The organism is Wolbachia endosymbiont (group A) of Udea olivalis, assembly GCF_964028365.1.
In the GTDB taxonomy this organism is placed as follows: Bacteria; Pseudomonadota; Alphaproteobacteria; order Rickettsiales; family Anaplasmataceae; genus Wolbachia; species Wolbachia pipientis.
In genome coordinates this window covers 1,634,058-1,650,784 of the sequence record NZ_OZ034773.1, presented here as the reverse complement: position 1 = coordinate 1,650,784, position 16,727 = coordinate 1,634,058, and the positions used below count along the sequence as shown (strand labels likewise).

At 35.9% G+C, this 16,727-nt stretch carries 15 protein-coding genes and 1 tRNA gene; 7 read left to right on the top strand and 9 right to left on the bottom strand.

Features of this window, described 5'->3' with window-relative positions; translation table 11 throughout:
- Window positions 1–41: 41 nt before the first annotated feature.
- Together polA and ABWU32_RS07775 are read left to right on the top strand one after the other, a co-directional pair.
- Window positions 42–2,618 carry a DNA polymerase I gene (polA, locus tag ABWU32_RS07780; protein WP_353278656.1) on the top strand — a complete coding sequence of 859 codons (2,577 nt, stop codon included), beginning with the start codon at window positions 42–44 and terminating at the stop codon, window positions 2,616–2,618.
- Window positions 2,619–2,668: 50 nt separating this feature from the next.
- Window positions 2,669–3,691, top strand: a complete 1,023-nt coding sequence (locus ABWU32_RS07775) for a hypothetical protein (protein WP_015589322.1) — start codon at window positions 2,669–2,671, stop codon at window positions 3,689–3,691.
- Window positions 3,692–3,727: 36 nt separating this feature from the next.
- On the opposite strand, the gene ABWU32_RS07770 is transcribed toward ABWU32_RS07775, so the two are convergent.
- The 4 genes from ABWU32_RS07770 to ABWU32_RS07755 form a co-directional block, all read right to left on the bottom strand.
- Entirely contained in the window at window positions 3,728–4,507 is a 780-nt protein-coding gene (locus ABWU32_RS07770; RefSeq protein WP_141456649.1) for an exodeoxyribonuclease III, read from the bottom strand.
- Window positions 4,507–5,214 (bottom strand): uroporphyrinogen-III synthase, encoded by a 708-nt coding sequence (locus ABWU32_RS07765; RefSeq protein WP_141456650.1) that lies wholly within the window; start codon window positions 5,212–5,214, stop codon window positions 4,507–4,509. Before ABWU32_RS07765 ends, ABWU32_RS07770 begins: the two co-directional genes overlap by 1 nt.
- A 244-nt stretch (window positions 5,215–5,458) precedes the next feature.
- The gene (locus ABWU32_RS07760; RefSeq protein ID WP_015589319.1) at window positions 5,459–5,950 is read right to left on the bottom strand and encodes a hypothetical protein; all 492 of its coding nucleotides are present in this window, start codon (window positions 5,948–5,950) and stop codon (window positions 5,459–5,461) included.
- A 70-nt stretch (window positions 5,951–6,020) separates the two neighbouring features.
- Window positions 6,021–6,105: transfer RNA gene (locus ABWU32_RS07755), tRNA-Leu, on the bottom strand.
- A 62-nt stretch (window positions 6,106–6,167) separates the two neighbouring features.
- Here ABWU32_RS07755 and tldD point away from each other — a divergent pair.
- Both tldD and ABWU32_RS07745 read left to right on the top strand, forming a co-directional pair.
- The gene (gene tldD / locus ABWU32_RS07750) at window positions 6,168–7,586 is read left to right on the top strand and encodes a metalloprotease TldD (protein ID WP_141456651.1); all 1,419 of its coding nucleotides are present in this window, start codon (window positions 6,168–6,170) and stop codon (window positions 7,584–7,586) included.
- A gap of 286 nt (window positions 7,587–7,872) precedes the next feature.
- A complete protein-coding gene (locus ABWU32_RS07745; RefSeq protein ID WP_015589317.1) occupies window positions 7,873–9,120 on the top strand; it encodes an IscS subfamily cysteine desulfurase in 1,248 nt (415 codons plus the stop codon).
- A gap of 34 nt (window positions 9,121–9,154) precedes the next feature.
- Here the strand turns inward: ABWU32_RS07745 and ABWU32_RS07740 are convergent, their stop codons facing one another.
- From ABWU32_RS07740 to ABWU32_RS07720, 5 genes are all read right to left on the bottom strand, one after another.
- Complete coding sequence (locus tag ABWU32_RS07740; RefSeq protein ID WP_264378151.1) at window positions 9,155–10,066, bottom strand: Rpn family recombination-promoting nuclease/putative transposase; 912 nt, start codon at window positions 10,064–10,066, stop codon at window positions 9,155–9,157.
- A gap of 263 nt (window positions 10,067–10,329) precedes the next feature.
- The gene (dxr, locus tag ABWU32_RS07735) at window positions 10,330–11,493 is read right to left on the bottom strand and encodes a 1-deoxy-D-xylulose-5-phosphate reductoisomerase (RefSeq protein ID WP_015589315.1); all 1,164 of its coding nucleotides are present in this window, start codon (window positions 11,491–11,493) and stop codon (window positions 10,330–10,332) included.
- An 82-nt stretch (window positions 11,494–11,575) separates the two neighbouring features.
- The gene (locus ABWU32_RS07730; protein WP_007548965.1) at window positions 11,576–12,073 is read right to left on the bottom strand and encodes a hypothetical protein; all 498 of its coding nucleotides are present in this window, start codon (window positions 12,071–12,073) and stop codon (window positions 11,576–11,578) included.
- Between the two features lie 320 nt (window positions 12,074–12,393).
- Window positions 12,394–13,095, bottom strand: coding sequence for an ABC transporter ATP-binding protein (locus tag ABWU32_RS07725; RefSeq protein ID WP_006279859.1), 702 nt, complete (start codon window positions 13,093–13,095; stop codon window positions 12,394–12,396).
- Complete coding sequence (locus ABWU32_RS07720) at window positions 13,088–13,870, bottom strand: MlaE family ABC transporter permease (protein ID WP_015589313.1); 783 nt, start codon at window positions 13,868–13,870, stop codon at window positions 13,088–13,090. Before ABWU32_RS07720 ends, ABWU32_RS07725 begins: the two co-directional genes overlap by 8 nt.
- 339 nt (window positions 13,871–14,209) lie before the next feature.
- Here ABWU32_RS07720 and rpmF point away from each other — a divergent pair, with 339 nt between their 5' ends.
- The 3 genes from rpmF to ABWU32_RS07705 are packed head-to-tail and all read left to right on the top strand — an operon-like array spanning window position 14,210 to window position 16,389.
- Entirely contained in the window at window positions 14,210–14,392 is a 183-nt protein-coding gene (gene rpmF / locus ABWU32_RS07715) for a 50S ribosomal protein L32 (protein WP_041573607.1), read from the top strand.
- A gap of 10 nt (window positions 14,393–14,402) precedes the next feature.
- Window positions 14,403–15,440, top strand: a complete 1,038-nt coding sequence (plsX, locus tag ABWU32_RS07710) for a phosphate acyltransferase PlsX (RefSeq protein WP_015589311.1) — start codon at window positions 14,403–14,405, stop codon at window positions 15,438–15,440.
- Window positions 15,433–16,389: a beta-ketoacyl-ACP synthase III gene (locus ABWU32_RS07705; RefSeq protein ID WP_141456654.1), complete on the top strand. Its 957-nt coding sequence runs from the start codon at window positions 15,433–15,435 to the stop codon at window positions 16,387–16,389. Before plsX ends, ABWU32_RS07705 begins: the two co-directional genes overlap by 8 nt.
- Window positions 16,390–16,727 lie beyond the last annotated feature (338 nt).

Below are 16,727 nucleotides of genomic sequence, written 5' to 3'. Positions count from 1 at the left end.
GCTAAATAGTGGACCATCAAAAGCACGCATAAATATCTACAATGAAAGAAAAAACTTTCACAATCATCGATGGCTATGGTTTTCTTTTCAGAGCTTACTATGTACTACCTCACTTAATTACCACAACAGGAATGCCAATAGGTGGTGTATATGGCTTTCTGAATATGGTTCTTAAGTACATTGCCCATTCGGACTATTTAACTATAGCACTTGATGCAGGAAAAAAGAATTTTAGGCACGATTTATATCCTGAGTACAAAGCGAACAGAGTAACGCCTCCTGAGGATCTAACTCCACAGTTTACCATACTGAGAGAAGCGGTAGAAGCTTTTAACCTCAGCTATGAAGAGATTGAAGGTTATGAAGCAGATGATATAATCGCAACACTAGCTGCAAAATACGCCAACCACCAAGACTTTAAAGTGGTAGTCGTTTCATCAGATAAAGATTTATTTCAACTCTTGAACCACAATATTTTAATATTCGACCCCATTAAAAATATATATATAGATGAAAAACAAGTAATAGAAAAATTTGGTGTAAACTCACACAAGCTTCTTGATTTATTTTCTCTAACTGGTGATGCATCTGACAACATTCCAGGCGTTCCGGGAATAGGTCCGAAGACTGCAGCTAAATTACTAGATGAATTTGATTCATTGAATAATATTATAGAGAACATTGATAATATCGAGCAAACGAGGATTCGTAATATTCTCACCGAACATAAGGAAAAAGCTCTAATTTCAAGAGAACTTTTATCACTATGCGAAAAAGTAGACCTTCAACATGATATTGCAAAATATGAAGTCCATTCTCCAAATATGGAAAAACTATTATCCTTTTTAAAGAAGTATGAATTCAATTCTTTAATAGGTAAAATGGAAAAGCTTTTTTCCTATAATGGGTCTAGCACAAAAGAGAAAATAGAATATAATAGTGAAGAGTTAGAGAAATTTTTGGAGCATTGTAGATATGAAGGCAGAATTGCAATTCATTGCCACTTTGAAGACAACTTATTAAATAAAATTTCCTTATCTTATAGCGAAAGTAATATTTTTTATATAGAGCAAGACAGCATACAAGATGCACTTATTACAATTAACTCAACTTTACTCTCAAATGGAGTGCTTAAAATAATACATAACATTAAAGAGATCAGGAAAATCTTCCCTGCAATAGAGAAGATGTTAGATTCAGTTGATGATTTGATGATAATGTCGTATAGCTTGGATACAGGAAAGCATGATCACAGTATTCCAAACATAGTTGCACATAATTTGAGTGGAGATGTAGAAATTTTCTCGGCAAAAACTTTAATAGCAATTCGCGAAAAGCTAAAGCAAAGGTTGTTTCAGGAAAAATTGTTCACAATTTACGAGCGCTTCGATAAGCCACTTATGAAAGTAATATTTGATATGGAGAAAAATGGGATATTACTGAACATACAAAAATTACAGGAATTGTCCGATAAATTTCAGCAGGTAATTGCCGTGCTTGAAGATGAGATATATAACTTAGCAGGGGAAAGATTTAATATTGCGTCGCCAAAACAATTAAGTGATGTTTTATTTAATAAAATGGGGCTTAATAAAAAGAAAAAGTCAAAAAAATCTGGATCGTATAGCACCAATTATGAAGTTCTAGAGGCACTCGAAGAAGAAGGGGTAGAAATCGCAAGTAAAATCTTAAATTGGCGACATTTAAGTAAATTAAAAGGCACCTACACTGATGCGCTAATAAAGCAAGTTGATTCCATTGATGGTAGAATACACACAAGCTTTTCAACGACTGCAACTGCAACTGGAAGGCTGAGCTCCAGCAATCCTAATTTACAGAATATTCCTATCAGAAGCGAAGAGGGAAATCTTATCAGACAAGCATTTATTGCGCCAAAAGGGCATAAGATAATTTCTGCTGACTATTCACAAATAGAATTGAGACTCCTGGCACACGTTGCAAACGTTGCAGCATTTAAAGAAGCTTTTGCAAACGGACAAGATATTCATGAGATCACCGCTAGGCAAGTTTTTGGAGTGCAAGAAATAGATGAGCAATTAAGACGCAAAGCAAAATCCATCAATTTTGGAATTATATATGGCATTAGCCCATTTGGTCTTGCAAAGCGGCTTGGAATTACCATTGCGGAAGCTGCTGAATACATTAATTACTATTTTTCCTGTTACCCAGAAATAAAGGCCTATATGGAAAAAGCAGTGTCTATCGCAAGATTGCATGGTTATGTAGAAACTTTGTTTGGCAGAAGATGCTTTGTAAGAGACATAAACAATACAATTCCTTATATAAGACAATTTGCAGAAAGGGCAGCAATAAACGCACCACTGCAAGGAACCGCTGCTGATATAATAAAACGTGCGACAATTCAGCTTTTTGATCAATTGAAAGTAGGTAAAATAATCCTCCAGGTTCACGATGAACTACTGGTTGAAGTAGAAGACGAAAAGGTGCAAGAAACAGCAAAACTTGTGAAAAATATAATGGAAGGTGTAGTAGAAATTTCTATACCACTTGAAGTAGAAATAAAAGTTGGCGACAACTGGGCTCTTAATTATGACTTAAACATGGCGGATTCTAAGAGTATAGATTATTTGAATTAATATGAAAAATATGCTACAATTGAAGTATAGTAAATGTGAGTAACTCAGTTATGACAAAAATATTAACTCCACAAACAAAGAATTTGGAACCTTCAAATCAGGTAACTAACAAAGATGAGAAAATTTTTGAAAAAGAGGAACATCAGGTAATCTATGATTACTTTGTAAAAGTATTAGAAGGTAAAGCCGAATTAAAGGAGAACAAAGAAATAACTGATTATTTTATATCAGCTTATAAGGACATACTACTTAATAATGTCAATCCAAAAGATATAAAACCACTCAGTGAAGAGAATTTTTCTCAGTTTTTACTTTCCGTATTTGAGAAAATTAGAGAGAAAAAATTAGCTAATGAGGAGAATCTCAAGAATGGTAAAATAAAAGAAGTAGTAGATGACTGTGTAGCTGATATACGCGGTACAGAAGCTAAAGATTCATCCATAAAGTTTGTATTGGAAATGCTGCTGCTGCTAATTGGAGGGATCAAAATAGACCCGAAAAATATTTCTGGCTCCTTTATGGATGGGATGAAAGAAAAAATACCATTCTTAGGTAAAGACAAGAAAGAAGAGGATGAACCACCACTCAGTGATGAAGAGATGGTAACAACGTTCTTAAGCAAGATCTTTTTTCCTGTCCTTCTTTCCACTATTCCAATGTTAATTTTTGGTCCTACTACACTCGGAGTAGTTCTTACTGCTATCGGCACAATATTTGCCATAAAAGGAGGAGTGGAGGTTCTTTTTTCAAATAACAAAAAAGGTACTTTGTATGACCCTAGCTCACAAGATAAAGATGATACAGAAAAGAGAGCAAAACTGAATGGAAAAATTCTCGAGGGCATTGATGATATTTTAAAAACCCCAGTTACAGAAGTTGAGAAAGGCACCTCTGTTTCTGAACAAATTTCCCAAGGAAAAGAAAAGAGTGAACAACAACCTGTTCCTGAGCAAATTTCCCAGGAAAACAACAGGGGAAACGAAGAAAGCAAACAGCAAGATCAACCTTGGACAAGAAAGGAAAACAAACGAAGGGAAGAAAACACAAGCAACAAACAAGCAGGGATTACCTAAGTTTGCCAAAAAGTGAGTTGTGTAAGAGGTCTACTATTATTCTATAGCACATACAACAGGAGTATGGTCAGACGGATTTTCTAGCTTACGCAATCTATCATCTATGTAGCATGTTTCCAATTTATCTACAGCTTGTGGTGATAACAGCATATAATCTATTCGCATTCCTTGATTATTTCTGAGTGAATTGCCTTGATAATGCCACCAAGTGAATTGTTGCAAATTTGGGTGAGATATTCTAAACGCATCTTTAAACCCAAGATTCAAGATCGCTCTTAACTTCTCACGTTCTCTTATATGAAAGCACACTTGGCCATTCAATAAGTTTGAATCAAAGACATCAATTTCATCCGGTGCAACATTATAATCGCCAGCTATAATAGTTAACTCTTCATTCTTTAACAAAGTGCTCATCCTTTCATATAGATTATCAAAAAACTTGAGTTTATATTCAAATGCTTGAGAGTCCGGGCTTTGACCGTTTGGAACGTATACACTTCCTACCCTTACCTTATGATTGGTGTGTTTTATCACACACTCTATATAACGTGCTTCTTGATGACTTTCCACAATGTCAATTTTAAACTTCTCCAGTATCGGATATTTAGATAAGACACAAACGCCATTTCTTGCAACTTGTCCATAGATAGCATATTCATATCCTAACTTTTCTATCTCTGCGTAAGGAAATTGCTCTTCTGTACATTTTATCTCTTGCAGCAAAATTATATCTACCTGACTATCAACTATAAAACTACAAAGTTGGTTAACTCTTTTGCGTATAGAGTTTACGTTCCAAGTTGCAATCTTTAGCATCAACAATCCTTATTAATTATATCAATTAAACTCTCCCCAGTAGGCAACCTCGATGTTATAATTTTTTTCCATTTGATTAACTTTAAACTATCAGCAATGTTTTTACTCATGGTATATGCAGTTATATTGCTCATCACATGAGATAGCCCACTTTTTAGAACTAATGAACAAAATACCCTTGCTGTCTGTGAGGAAAAAAAAGCAACACTATCAATTTTACCATCCAACAGCAAATTTTTACACCTATTAGTTAGACTCCTTTTAATAATTGTTTTATAGAGTACAACTTCTCTTATGTTAAAATCTTCTTCAGATAATCTCTTTTTTAGATCACATGATACTTCTTGTCCCCTTATATACAAGAACTTTATTGCGTTTGAATAATGAGCTTTTATGAATGATATCAGACCATCAACGTTGCTGTCTGCTGAGATTATATCAGAAAATCCCAAATTTTTTGCAGCCTGCATGGTTGAATTACCAACTGTAATAATCGGAAAGTCATCCTCTTTGCATATTTGACTAAGAGCCTTTACACTGTTTTTACTTGTAGATATCACAACGTCAAATTCGTACGCAGATATATCAGGATTTAAGTACTTTATTGTGAATACTGGTTCTATAAAAACTTTGTATCCATACTTTCTCAATATATTTCTTGTATTGAACGAGTCCAATAAAGGCCTCGTTAATAAAATAGACTTCATTCTGATTTATTTCACTACTAGTAAAATAGTACCCTTTATACACAAATTACTGAATAAAAACTTTTATTTTGATAGCTTGAGCAATTATTCAAGTAATTGATGTGGAAGTAGGAGTACTAAGCGCTCCTACCCCAATAAGCCCACAATTTCTGCTTACACTTTTTTGACGCTAATTACATCGAACTCTTTTGAATGGCTCTCTTCAGTGGAATTATATAGCTAATATTCCTGTATAAGTTAATACTTAAGCTGCTTTTGCAGTTAGGGAGTGGTCATCAGTAGGTTTTTTTGCCTGTGGTTCGCTAATCCTAGTCCGAACGATATTAGTTGCCATAAAGGCACAGCCTAGAATAAAAAAGGCAGTGGAAACAAAAGGAATGATAGGAGATTCAAAGGGCAATATAGGTGTAATTCCTCCTATTAAAAACAAAACGTTAGATGTAATATCAAGACAGATCTTCGTTAGTTTTTCTTGTCCAGGAGTGTTTTCTACACCAAGCTGCTTATTAAGATCACGCTGCCTAAAATGATCAGCTAATGACCATATGTTTAAGGTAGATGAAAGTACACTTAATATAGTGCAGGCAATACTAAAATACAGACTTAAGACAGGAATATTCAAGACCAATGCCGCTATGTATCCAATGAAAGAGATAGTAGATAGTGTAGTAACTAAGCGTTTCGAGTAAGTTCGTACCTTCTTTCTGCAGGCTAACTTATTTTTTTCACTATACATAGCATGAATATTACCTAATATGTTATATTATAACATTAATTAATTCAATAAGCAATATGGAAGCTAAGAGTGCCCGAGAGAAGACTTGAACTTCCACAACTTAAAAAGTTACTAGCACCTGAAGCTAGCGCGTCTACCAATTCCGCCACCCGGGCTTTTTATAGTTTACTATGTTAAAGTTAAATAATATACTTAAACAATTTTTAGTTCAAAGGTAATGCCAAATCTAGATCAAATATTTTTTGCTCAAAACAATGTTAATATTAATAACGTATATAAAATAGTCAATAACGCTTTGAGCAATAGCGATGGTGGTGAGCTGTTTCTAGAATTTTGCCAGTCGGAGTCCCTGGTTTTTGAGGATAACATATTAAAACACATGGACTTGAATACTAGAAGGGGATTTGGTTTAAGGTCTTTTTGTGAAGATAGTACATCTTTCGTTTGTTCTTCTGAGATCAGCGAAAAAGAAATTAGTAATGCTGCTTCTATGGTAAAAAGCTCAGTGTCTTTAAACAAGACAAATTCAATAAATTTAAACGAAGAGACAAAAAGCCTATATTCGAGGATTAACCCTATAAATGAAATGGATCTGAATTCAAAGATTAAGCTACTCAATGAGGTTAATGAGTATGTAAGGTCCAAAAATAACTGCGTGAAGCAAGTAAAAATAACTCTAAGTGGAGAATGGCAAGTTGTACAAATAATAAAGGGTGATCACAGATTAAGCGATATCAGGCCTCTGGTACGTTTTAATGTGCTAGTCATTGTAGAAAAAGATGGCCGTACCGAAAGAGGTTCTGCAGGGCATGGTGGAAGGGACTCTTATAGTAAGTTTATTTCTGAGAAAAAGTGGAAAGAAGTTGCAAACCAAGCGTTAGAACAAGCACTGGTAAATCTTGAAGCAATTCCAACTCCAGCCGGAGAAATGACAGTCGTTTTAGGTCCAGGCTGGCCAGGAATATTGTTACACGAAGCCGTGGGTCATGGACTTGAGGGCGACTTCAATCGCAAAAAAGTCTCAGCATTTTCAAATTCTGTGGGTAAACAAGTAGCAGCTAGTGACATCACAGTAGTTGATGACGGAACTCTGCCCAATTTGCGCGGCTCTATCAGCGTAGACGATGAAGGCACTCCACCCAGTTATAATATATTGATAGAGGATGGGATCCTAAAAGGATACATGCAGGATCATATGAACGCTAAACTCATGGGTGTAAGCCCAACTGGTAATGGTAGAAGAGAAAGTTATAAAGAAGTTATTATGCCGCGCATGACAAACACCTATATGTTGCCCGGAAAGTATACACCGAAGGAAATAATATCTAGCGTAAAGAAAGGTCTATATGCAGTAAATTTCGGTGGTGGGCAGGTTGATATAACGTCAGGAAAATTTGTTTTTTCATCTTCGGAAGCTTACCTAATAGAAAATGGCAAAATTACACAGCCAGTAAAAGGAGCAACACTAATTGGTGACGGTCAAACAGTGTTGAAAAAAGTATCTATGGTTGGTAATGACTTAAAGTTAGATCCTGGTGTTGGCACATGCTCGAAAGATGGACAAAATGTGCCCGTTGGAGTTGGTCAGCCGACACTCAAAGTCGACGCAATAACTGTTGGTGGAACTGAGATATAGATAAGGGCTAAAACGGATTCCAGCGCACGGCGCACAGCTGTACAAACATTATGATTTGGAAGCAATTGCCACCAATAGGGTGTCATCCCAGTGTCTGGGCACTGCCTTTGTGTTTGAGGCAAAACTGGCTATAACATTTAACACACTGCTTTCGCAAATAAATGTTCGTACAGTTATGTGTCAGCTACTTGGATGACACTTTTGTACTTGATGCAAGATTATATCTTGAAAAAATTAAGTTTTAATGCTATAAAATAATTGTAAATTTTGTCTCCGTGGTAGCTTTATGAATGTTGAAAGTAAAAAAATACACGATGCTAAAATAAAATTACCAATATTTCTTGATTATCAATCTACTACTAAAGTAGATCCCCGTGTTTTAGAGGTGATGATACCTTACTTTGGTGAGTTCAGTAATGCACACTCTCGCAGCCATTCATTTGGTTGGACTGCTGAAGAAGCAGTGGAAAAAGCAAGGAAACACATCGCTGATCTGGTGAACGCAGATAGCAAAGAAATTATCTTTACCTCAGGTGCAACTGAGTCAAATAATACGGCAATCAAGGGCGTTGCTCACTTTTATAAAAATAAAGGAAATCATATAATAACTGTCTGCACGGAGCATAAGTGTGTTCTGGATTCTTGTCGGCATCTGGAAAATGAAGGCTTTAAAGTTACATATTTGCCTGTTAAGCAAAACGGAATTATAGATTTATTAAAGCTTGAGGAAGCAATTACTGATAAAACAATCCTGGTTTCAGTGATGATGGTAAATAATGAAATCGGAGTAATTCAGCCTGTAAAGGAGATTGGTGAAATATGCAGGAAGCGTAATATATTTTTCCACACAGATGCAGCTCAAAGCTTTGGAAAAGTTCCAATTGATGTTAATGAGATGTGCATTGATCTTATGAGTCTCTCTAGCCACAAAATTTATGGGCCTATGGGAATAGGTGCATTATATGTCCGTAGAAAGAATCCTCGTGTTAGGCTGATACCACTAATTAGTGGTGGTGGACAGGAAAGAGGCATGCGTTCTGGAACAGTTCCAACACCTCTTGCAGTTGGTTTTGGTGAAGCGGCACGTATTGCTAAAGAAGAAATGAAAAAAGAAACAACTAGAGTGGAAGAATTAAGGGATATTTTGTATAACAAGATAAAAGAAGCGTTTCCTGATATCGTTTTAAATGGTGATTATGAAAATAGAATTCCTGGCAACCTAAACTTGAGCTTTCCCTATGTTGAGGGTGAGTCTCTCATCATGGCAATCAAGGATTTAGCAGTAAGTTCTGGTTCTGCGTGCACGTCTGCGTCTCTTGAGCCTTCCTATGTCGTACGGTCGCTAAATAATGGCCATGACCTTGAGCATTCATCAATTAGATTTGGCCTAGGCCGATTTACAACTAAAGAAGAAGTTTTGTATGCAGCAGATCTTGTTGCTAAAAATGTTGGCCGACTGAGAGAAATGAGCCCACTTTGGGAGATGGTACAAGAAGGAGTAGATTTGAACACCGTGAAATGGGACTCTCATTAAATGTATCCGTTCCAACTGCAAATGCACTTTGAAATTACTCTGTACCGTTCACACTTAATTCTTCAATCTCACTAATAGAAAGGCCAGTAAACTTGACAATAGTGTTAACATCAACATTATTAGCCAGCATTGCTTTTGCGACTTCGATTTTCCCTTCAATTTTGCCTTCAATTTTGCCTTCCTCTTTACCAATTTTTTTGCCTTTTTCAGTAGCAAGATCAAGTCTGTATTCAAGAATGGCTTCTTCTTTCCGTAGATCCATTATTCTTTCTTCGTAAGCTACTAAATCTTTTTCATTCCAGCTAAACCTGTCTAATTCATCGTAGGCTAACTTTATTATTGGTGCTTTTTCTGCTATTTTCCTTAAGTCTTCTTCCGTAGTTTCATCTGCATATTTGAAGAAAAATAACCAACGATCCACTATGCTTTCTAGCTGTTCTTCCTTATTCTTAGGAAATTTAGGTAGTTCAATAAATATAAATTGAAAATCTTTTAAGTCATGCTCATTGGTTTTCTCATCTCTTATAGTGTGGTTGGATATATAATCAACTTCTTCAGGAAGTAAGTTACAATTTGATATAGCAATAAAGAAGACTTTCTTTAAATCAATGTAGTTGCCAGATTTATCTAATTGTCTTGAGTAAGCCTTAGCAGCATACAGTTGAGCTCGTTTTTCGAAGCCTTTATCGCGAGTAAGCTGCATTTCAATCACATACCTGGTCCCACTAGAATCCCTGCAAAGAACATCAACTATACTTTGCTTATCAGAGGCAATTTCAGGATCCATTATAGTACTGAGGAATTCCACTTCTTGTATAGTATTTATCTCGGTAAACCCTAAAATATCATTCAAAAAATGTATGAGAATATTCTTATTTTTTTCAGTGCCAAAGATTCTTTTAAAGGTTAAATCCAGCTTAGGGTCGAGAAACTTAGATAAAGCCATAGCCAAAGTGCTTAAAAATATTAATAATTATACACTATTATTAACAATTATTCAACCATATTTTTGAAGATAGCTATGCCGCCGCGAACCGTCATACCGCCGCGGTATCTCTTAGCCGCTAACAAGTAGCGGGATGACGAATTACTTAACCGTCATACCGCCGCGGTATCTCGGCATAGATTCCGCTAACTAGTAGCGGAATGACGATTGTGTATCGTGCTTTGCTAAAAAAAAATCACAGAATGCAGTCTGGTTACATTACTCTAGCTATACGCAACAACTTTACTTTCAACAATTTTGTGAGCAATAATACGACTTTCACAATCAATATTTATTATATCAGATAGTGAATTAATATCAGTATAACTATCAAAACTTTCCATTGTTGATTCCACTACTTCTACTATTTTTAAAAAGCCGATTCGTGACTTCAAAAATTCATTAACAGCTATTTCATTTGCAGCATTGAGCACAATACTGTTTGTTTGTGGAGCAGAAGAGTTTAACACTGCCATGCTAAGCTTTAGCGCAGGAAAACGCTTATGGTCTGGTTCTTGAAAGGTCAATTTTCCTTGCTTTGTTAAATCTAATTTACGATTTAAAGCTGATCTTTCCGGCCAAGACAAAGCATATGAAATGGGAATTGCCATGTCAGTCTCTGCAAGCACAGCAAAGTTGAACCCATCCTTATAAGTTACAATTCCATGTACTATTGACTCAGGATGCACTATTGCTTCAATTTTATCCGGGCTGATGTTAAACAAGTTATGTGCTTCTATTATCTCTAGTGCCTTATTCATCATTGTTGCGCTATCAATCGAGATTTTCTTTCCCATATTCCAAGTGGGGTGACTAAGCGCCTGATCTACTATGACATTTCTTAATTGCTCAGAACTATAATTTAAGAATGGTCCACCAGAAGCAGTAAGTATGATCTTTTCTATGCATTTGTCGTCATTTTGCAAAATTTGAAAAATTGCGTTGTGCTCAGAGTCAATAGAGATTATTTGTACGTTTTTTTCTTTAGCTTTTTTAAGTAATAACTTTCCACCGCAAACAATGCTTTCTTTGTTTGCCAATGCAATGACTTTGGTACCGCTTTCTATAACCTCCATAACTGGCTCAAGGCCTGCAATGCCAACTATTGCAACAACTGAGAGATCAACAGGTATGGTAGCAATATTTGTAGCACCAATTGCTATTTTTACATCTGTACCAAGTAGATTTTCTTTTAAATCTTTGTAAAGCCTTTCATCGGAGATAGCAACATATTTTGCATTTAGCAGTTTTGCTTGGTGTGCCAGTAGAGCAAAGTTCGAATGGGCACTTAGTGCTTCCACTTGGTATTCTTCTTTTCTCTTTGAGAGCAAATCTACAGTCTTTTTTCCAACACTTCCTGTTGACCCTAAAACTGAAACCTTTTTCACTAAGACAAACTCATGTTAATTATAACAACAGCAACTTTTCTTATTAGGCCTTCTCGCATACTATTCAGCAGTTTTTAAGCGTTTAACCAAGTTCATGTCCGTGGTCATCGCCAACAGATGGTGAAGGACCAGGTGAAAAAGATTGACCATGGTGATCACCTGCATCATGCATGTCTTGCAAACCATCAGCATTATGAGCTATTTCGTTATTGGCATGAGGGTAATCATCTGAGTGATGTCCATCATCACCATGAGCCATATCCATTCCTTCTGATGGCATATCTTCCCCACCTCCACCTGAAAAATATTCTGCAAGGCCTTCAAGAAATTTTATGCCAAACATATTACCTGATTTTCCAAACAGCGTTACTAGACTACTACCACTCACCAAACCTTCAAACACGTTACTATAAGCAGCAATTGCTCCTTCATGAAAGTTGAACAACCATTTCATTCCATCCACGACTGTTGAAACAGAGTCACTATGACCAAGACCAAAACCACTTTTCTCACCAGCAGCCTCTTGGTGTTGCTGCTGCGCTTGCCATTCTGCAATATTTGGACCTTGAGCTTCACTCATAAATTTTTACTCTCAACCTTAAGCTATTATTTTATCACAAATATTGCAAAATATCAATAGAGCTTTTGAATATAGCTAATACAAACAATTTCTGTCATCCTATATATAGCTAAACTGACTTACGACAATTTGAAAAACGACAAATTCGTCATTCCGCTACTAGTTAGCGGAATCTATGCCGAGATACCGCGAATGAATCGCGGTATGACGTGTTAGCTATAGGATCCAGTTTGAAAAAAATCTGAATTCCAATGTCCACTACCTTTTACAAAGTTAAAACTTAAAAATATGACTGTTAGCAATAGTGTATATATCTTTAGCTATATATAATGAATGAATTTTTTTATATATTCGTTATTAGTATTTTGTATTTCCTGAACAGTTCCATGGGAAATGATCTCCCCTTCATATAATACTGCTATTTTATCAGCTATTTTAAATGCGCTATGAATATCATGTGTAATCGTGATAATTGTAGGGTTAAGATCTCTAGATAATTTTATTATTATCTCGTTTACTATATCTGACATAATTGGGTCCAATCCTGAAGTTGGTTCATCCAAAATAATGATTTCTGGATTGTGTGCAATCGCCCTTGCAAGTGCCACTCTTTTTTTCATTCCACCTGATAGCTCTATTGGAAACATATCTGCTATGCTTTCCTCCAGTCCAACATCATTTAACTTCTCGATTGCTAGCTGTTTTGCCTCTTTTTTGCTGATATTAAAGCGCTTTTTATAATTAAAAGATATATTTTCCCACACTGTAACGTAGTCAAATAAAGCGGAATTTTGAAATAAAACCCCAAATTTATTTTTGCTTTTACTATTTATTTTAACAGACCCTGAGTCTGGAGCAAGCAAGCCGATAATTGTTTTTGTTAATACAGATTTGCCGCTTCCTGAGCCACCAAGTATGACTAATGATTCCCCTTTTAATATATCAAAATTTAGATCTTTTAGTACTGTCCTATCATCAAAAGATAAGCTTAAGTTCAATATTGATATTATGGGGTTACGCATGTATCAAAGTAATCATGTAGTTTGCTAAAATGATCAGTATGGACGATAAAACAACAGTTGATGTTGTAGCAACACCTACTCCTCGTGCACCTTCTTTGCAATGGTAACCGTAATAGCAGCTTGAGACAGAAATTATGGCGCCAAATACAGTTGCTTTTATTAGCCCAGTTATAAAATCATACGTATTAAAGAACTGAGCTGTGTGTTTAATGTATATATTTAAATTGTGGTTAAATTCGAAGACTGCAGTGATACATCCTCCAAATATTCCTATTAAATCTGCACATACTGTAAGTATGGGAAATACTATGATTGACGCTAAAATCCTTGGTGCAATTAAATATTTAAAAGGGTTGATGTTCAAGGTTGTAAGTGCATCTATTTGCTCGGTGATGCGCATTGTACCAATTTCTGCTGCAACTGATGATCCAACCTTTCCTACCATTATTAAGCTGATCAAAACTGGTCCTAACTCTTTAATGATAGTGATCGTAACAAGTTTGGGTATTATCTGTTCTTGGTTAATTAATGGGTCACTCAAGCTACTTTGTAAAACTATTGCCGCTCCTATAAAAACTCCAGTGAGCCCAACAATTGGCAGAGAGAAAAAGCCTATCTCTATAATTTGTCTTGCTATGTTGCTAAAATAATATGGTGGCACAAGGCAGTGGTATAGAGATTGAATAAAAAATATGAATGCACTACCAAGCCTTAACAAAAAATTGATAAAGTACCTACCAATTATTCTAACACTATTTATATCAAAAAAGCTCACTTTGTATTCATTTTAGCTAGAGGTTAGTCTTACTGATTTTATTAAAATTTTTATTAACTTTATCGCAAAGTATAGCTGAGATATGTTTTAAGTTCAATATACTTGATGTTTTAATTTAAAGCTTAACCCAAGAAAGGTTTCCCTACGTCATACCGCAATTCATTCGCGGTATAGATTCCGCTAACGAGTAGCGGAATGACGGTTTTTCAAATTGTAGAGCCACTTTAGCTATAGAACTCAATTACATAAGCAAACCTTACTTATTTTACTATCCCTGTTTACTTCCTGTAAAAAACATGTTACTAATGAATTGAATTTTGTAGTAGAATGGAGGAAGTTTTGGCAGTTCCAAAAAGAAAAAAGTCAAAGTCAAGGCGTAATATGCATCGTTCTCATCATGCTATTGAGCCTAAGAATATTGTGGTATGTTCAACAACTGGGGAATTCATGTTGCCTCATAACGTAGCAGTTGATGGCAGTTACAAAGGAAAACGGGTTTTCATCAAGCAACAGGCAGAGTGACTATTATGATATGTTACCTACGGTCAATAATAATATAGTTATTGCACTTGACGCTATGGGGGGCGATTTTGCGCCTCTTTCCGTAATTCATGGTGCTGGTTTTTTTTTAGACAACCTTGTTGACCCAGGCATTAAAGTTTTTTTTCATATTTATGGAGATAAGGAAGAAGTATCTCCTTTGCTTTCAAAATACAAAAAAGTAAGTAACAATTCTGAGTTTACTCATTGTTCTGACAATGTTCTTGCAAATGATAAGCCATCTTTTGCACTGAGGCATCGTAAAGACTCAAGTATGAAAGCTGCCATTGAGGCAGTAAAAAAAGGTAAAGCTTTCGGAGTGGTGTCTTCAGGCAACACCGGAGCATTGATGGCAATTTCCAGATTTATTTTAGGAACATTACCAAACATTTATCGTCCTGCTATTGCCTCTATCTGTCCAACTAAGACAAAAAGCTTCGCTTTGCTTGACCTTGGTGCAAATGTTGATTGTAATGCCGACTCATTATTTCAATTTGCGTTAATGGGTAGTATATTTGCAAAAATAGCATTAAAAATTGACAATCCTGAAGTTGCTTTGCTAAATATCGGCACAGAAGAAGTTAAAGGTAATGACTCAGTGCGCGGCGCTTTTGAGTTGCTTAAAAACGCTCCAGGCATTAATTTCAAAGGGTATATAGAGGCAAGTGAATTTTTAGAGGGTAGTATAGATGTGATTGTTGCTGATGGTTTTGTTGGCAATGTAATGCTCAAAACGGCTGAGGCAACCGCTAGTACCTTTATCAATCTAATAAAGCAGGAAGTATTCAATTCGTGGATAGCGAAAATGCTTGTTGGTATATTGTTAAAATCCAAACTAAATAAAGCTTTAACGCGTTTTAATCCCAAAATTAGAAGTGGAGCTATGTTTTTAGGGCTGAATGGTATCATCATTAAAAGTCATGGAAATTCTGATGCTATTTCTTTTGCCCATGCCATAAAATTTGCAGTAAATGCAATTAGTGAAAATTTAAATCAAAAGATAATTAACGGGGTAAGTCATATTGAATAAAAGTTTCATATTAAGCACTGGATCTTACCTACCAAGAAAAATGTTGAGTAACAACGAAATTGCATCGATAGTTGAGACGAGCGATGAATGGATAAGGCAGAGAACAGGAATAGTTCAAAGGCATATAGCAGATGAAGGAGAACTAACGTCAGATCTAGCTGTAAATGCAGCAAAAAGTGCTATAGAAAAAGCTAAAATTTCAGTAGATGAAATTGACTTGATTATAGTTGCTACAACAACTCCTGATAAAACTTTTCCTAGCTGTGCAACGATTGTACAAAGTAAGTTAAAATGTAAAAACGCATTTGCTTTTGATGTACAAGCAGCATGCTCTGGTTTTATATATGCAGTTACAGTTGCTGATTCGCTCATAAAATCTAACAATAGAATTAAATATGCATTGGTTATAGGTGCTGAAATAATGTCTAGGATTGTTGATTGGGAAGATAGGTCAACTTGTGTACTCTTTGGTGATGGTGCTGGTGCAGTGGTGATGAAATCAGAAATGGGTAGAAGCGGCATCATATCAACAAACTTATACTCTGACGGCAATGTGGACATACTATGTACGAACGGAGGGGTATCCTCTACTGGTGATTCTGGAAAAATATGCATGAATGGAAGAGAAGTGTTTAAACATGCAGTGGATAAGTTAACAGCCTCAGTAGAGGAAACTCTGAAATGCAATAATTTGAAAATCACTGATATTGACTGGTTAATTCCCCATCAAGCAAACATTCGTATTATTGAAGCAGTAGTAAAGAAATTAGATTTTCCTATAGAGAAAGTGATTAATACCGTTGATAAGCATGCAAACACCTCAGCGGCATCAATTCCACTGGCCTTAGACTATGCAATACAAGAATCAAAAATAAAATCAGGAAATCTGGTACTGCTGATTTCAATAGGTGCAGGCCTGACCTGGGGTTCCGTGTTGCTGCACTATTAGACTTCCTGCATTACCTCCTGTCATCCAAGTACCCTCTTTGTCATTCCAGTGCCTCTTTCTCCTGTCATCCCAGTAGCCCCTTCGGTGTCATTCCAGTCTGGAATCCAGTTCTTATTGTACATTCACCTGGTGTAAAGTTAAGTTTCCTGGATCCCAGTGTCAGCTACTCGGATGACAAAAAAAGGAGCACTGGAATGACAGCAATCTACGTCATACCGCGATTCATTCGCGGTATCTCAGCCGCTAACAAGAGATCCCGCTAACAAGCAGCGGGATGACGGTTGTCGTTTAGCCATAAACATTAAGAAATTTACCAAATAAAAAAAAAGGCAAAAGAA

Coding starts and splice junctions, on each gene's coding strand:
- ABWU32_RS07760 (WP_015589319.1), bottom strand. CDS start 5,950: ATGTATAGTGAAAAAAATAAGTTAGCCTGCAGAAAGAAGGTACGAACT.
- ABWU32_RS07745 (WP_015589317.1), top strand. CDS start 7,873: ATGAATGTTGAAAGTAAAAAAATACACGATGCTAAAATAAAATTACCA.
- tldD (WP_141456651.1), top strand. CDS start 6,168: ATGCCAAATCTAGATCAAATATTTTTTGCTCAAAACAATGTTAATATT.
- plsX (WP_015589311.1), top strand. CDS start 14,403: ATGTTACCTACGGTCAATAATAATATAGTTATTGCACTTGACGCTATG.
- ABWU32_RS07740 (WP_264378151.1), bottom strand. CDS start 10,066: ATGGCTTTATCTAAGTTTCTCGACCCTAAGCTGGATTTAACCTTTAAA.
- ABWU32_RS07765 (WP_141456650.1), bottom strand. CDS start 5,214: ATGAAGTCTATTTTATTAACGAGGCCTTTATTGGACTCGTTCAATACA.
- ABWU32_RS07770 (WP_141456649.1), bottom strand. CDS start 4,507: ATGCTAAAGATTGCAACTTGGAACGTAAACTCTATACGCAAAAGAGTT.
- polA (WP_353278656.1), top strand. CDS start 42: ATGAAAGAAAAAACTTTCACAATCATCGATGGCTATGGTTTTCTTTTC.
- ABWU32_RS07730 (WP_007548965.1), bottom strand. CDS start 12,073: ATGAGTGAAGCTCAAGGTCCAAATATTGCAGAATGGCAAGCGCAGCAG.
- ABWU32_RS07725 (WP_006279859.1), bottom strand. CDS start 13,095: ATGCGTAACCCCATAATATCAATATTGAACTTAAGCTTATCTTTTGAT.
- ABWU32_RS07775 (WP_015589322.1), top strand. CDS start 2,669: ATGACAAAAATATTAACTCCACAAACAAAGAATTTGGAACCTTCAAAT.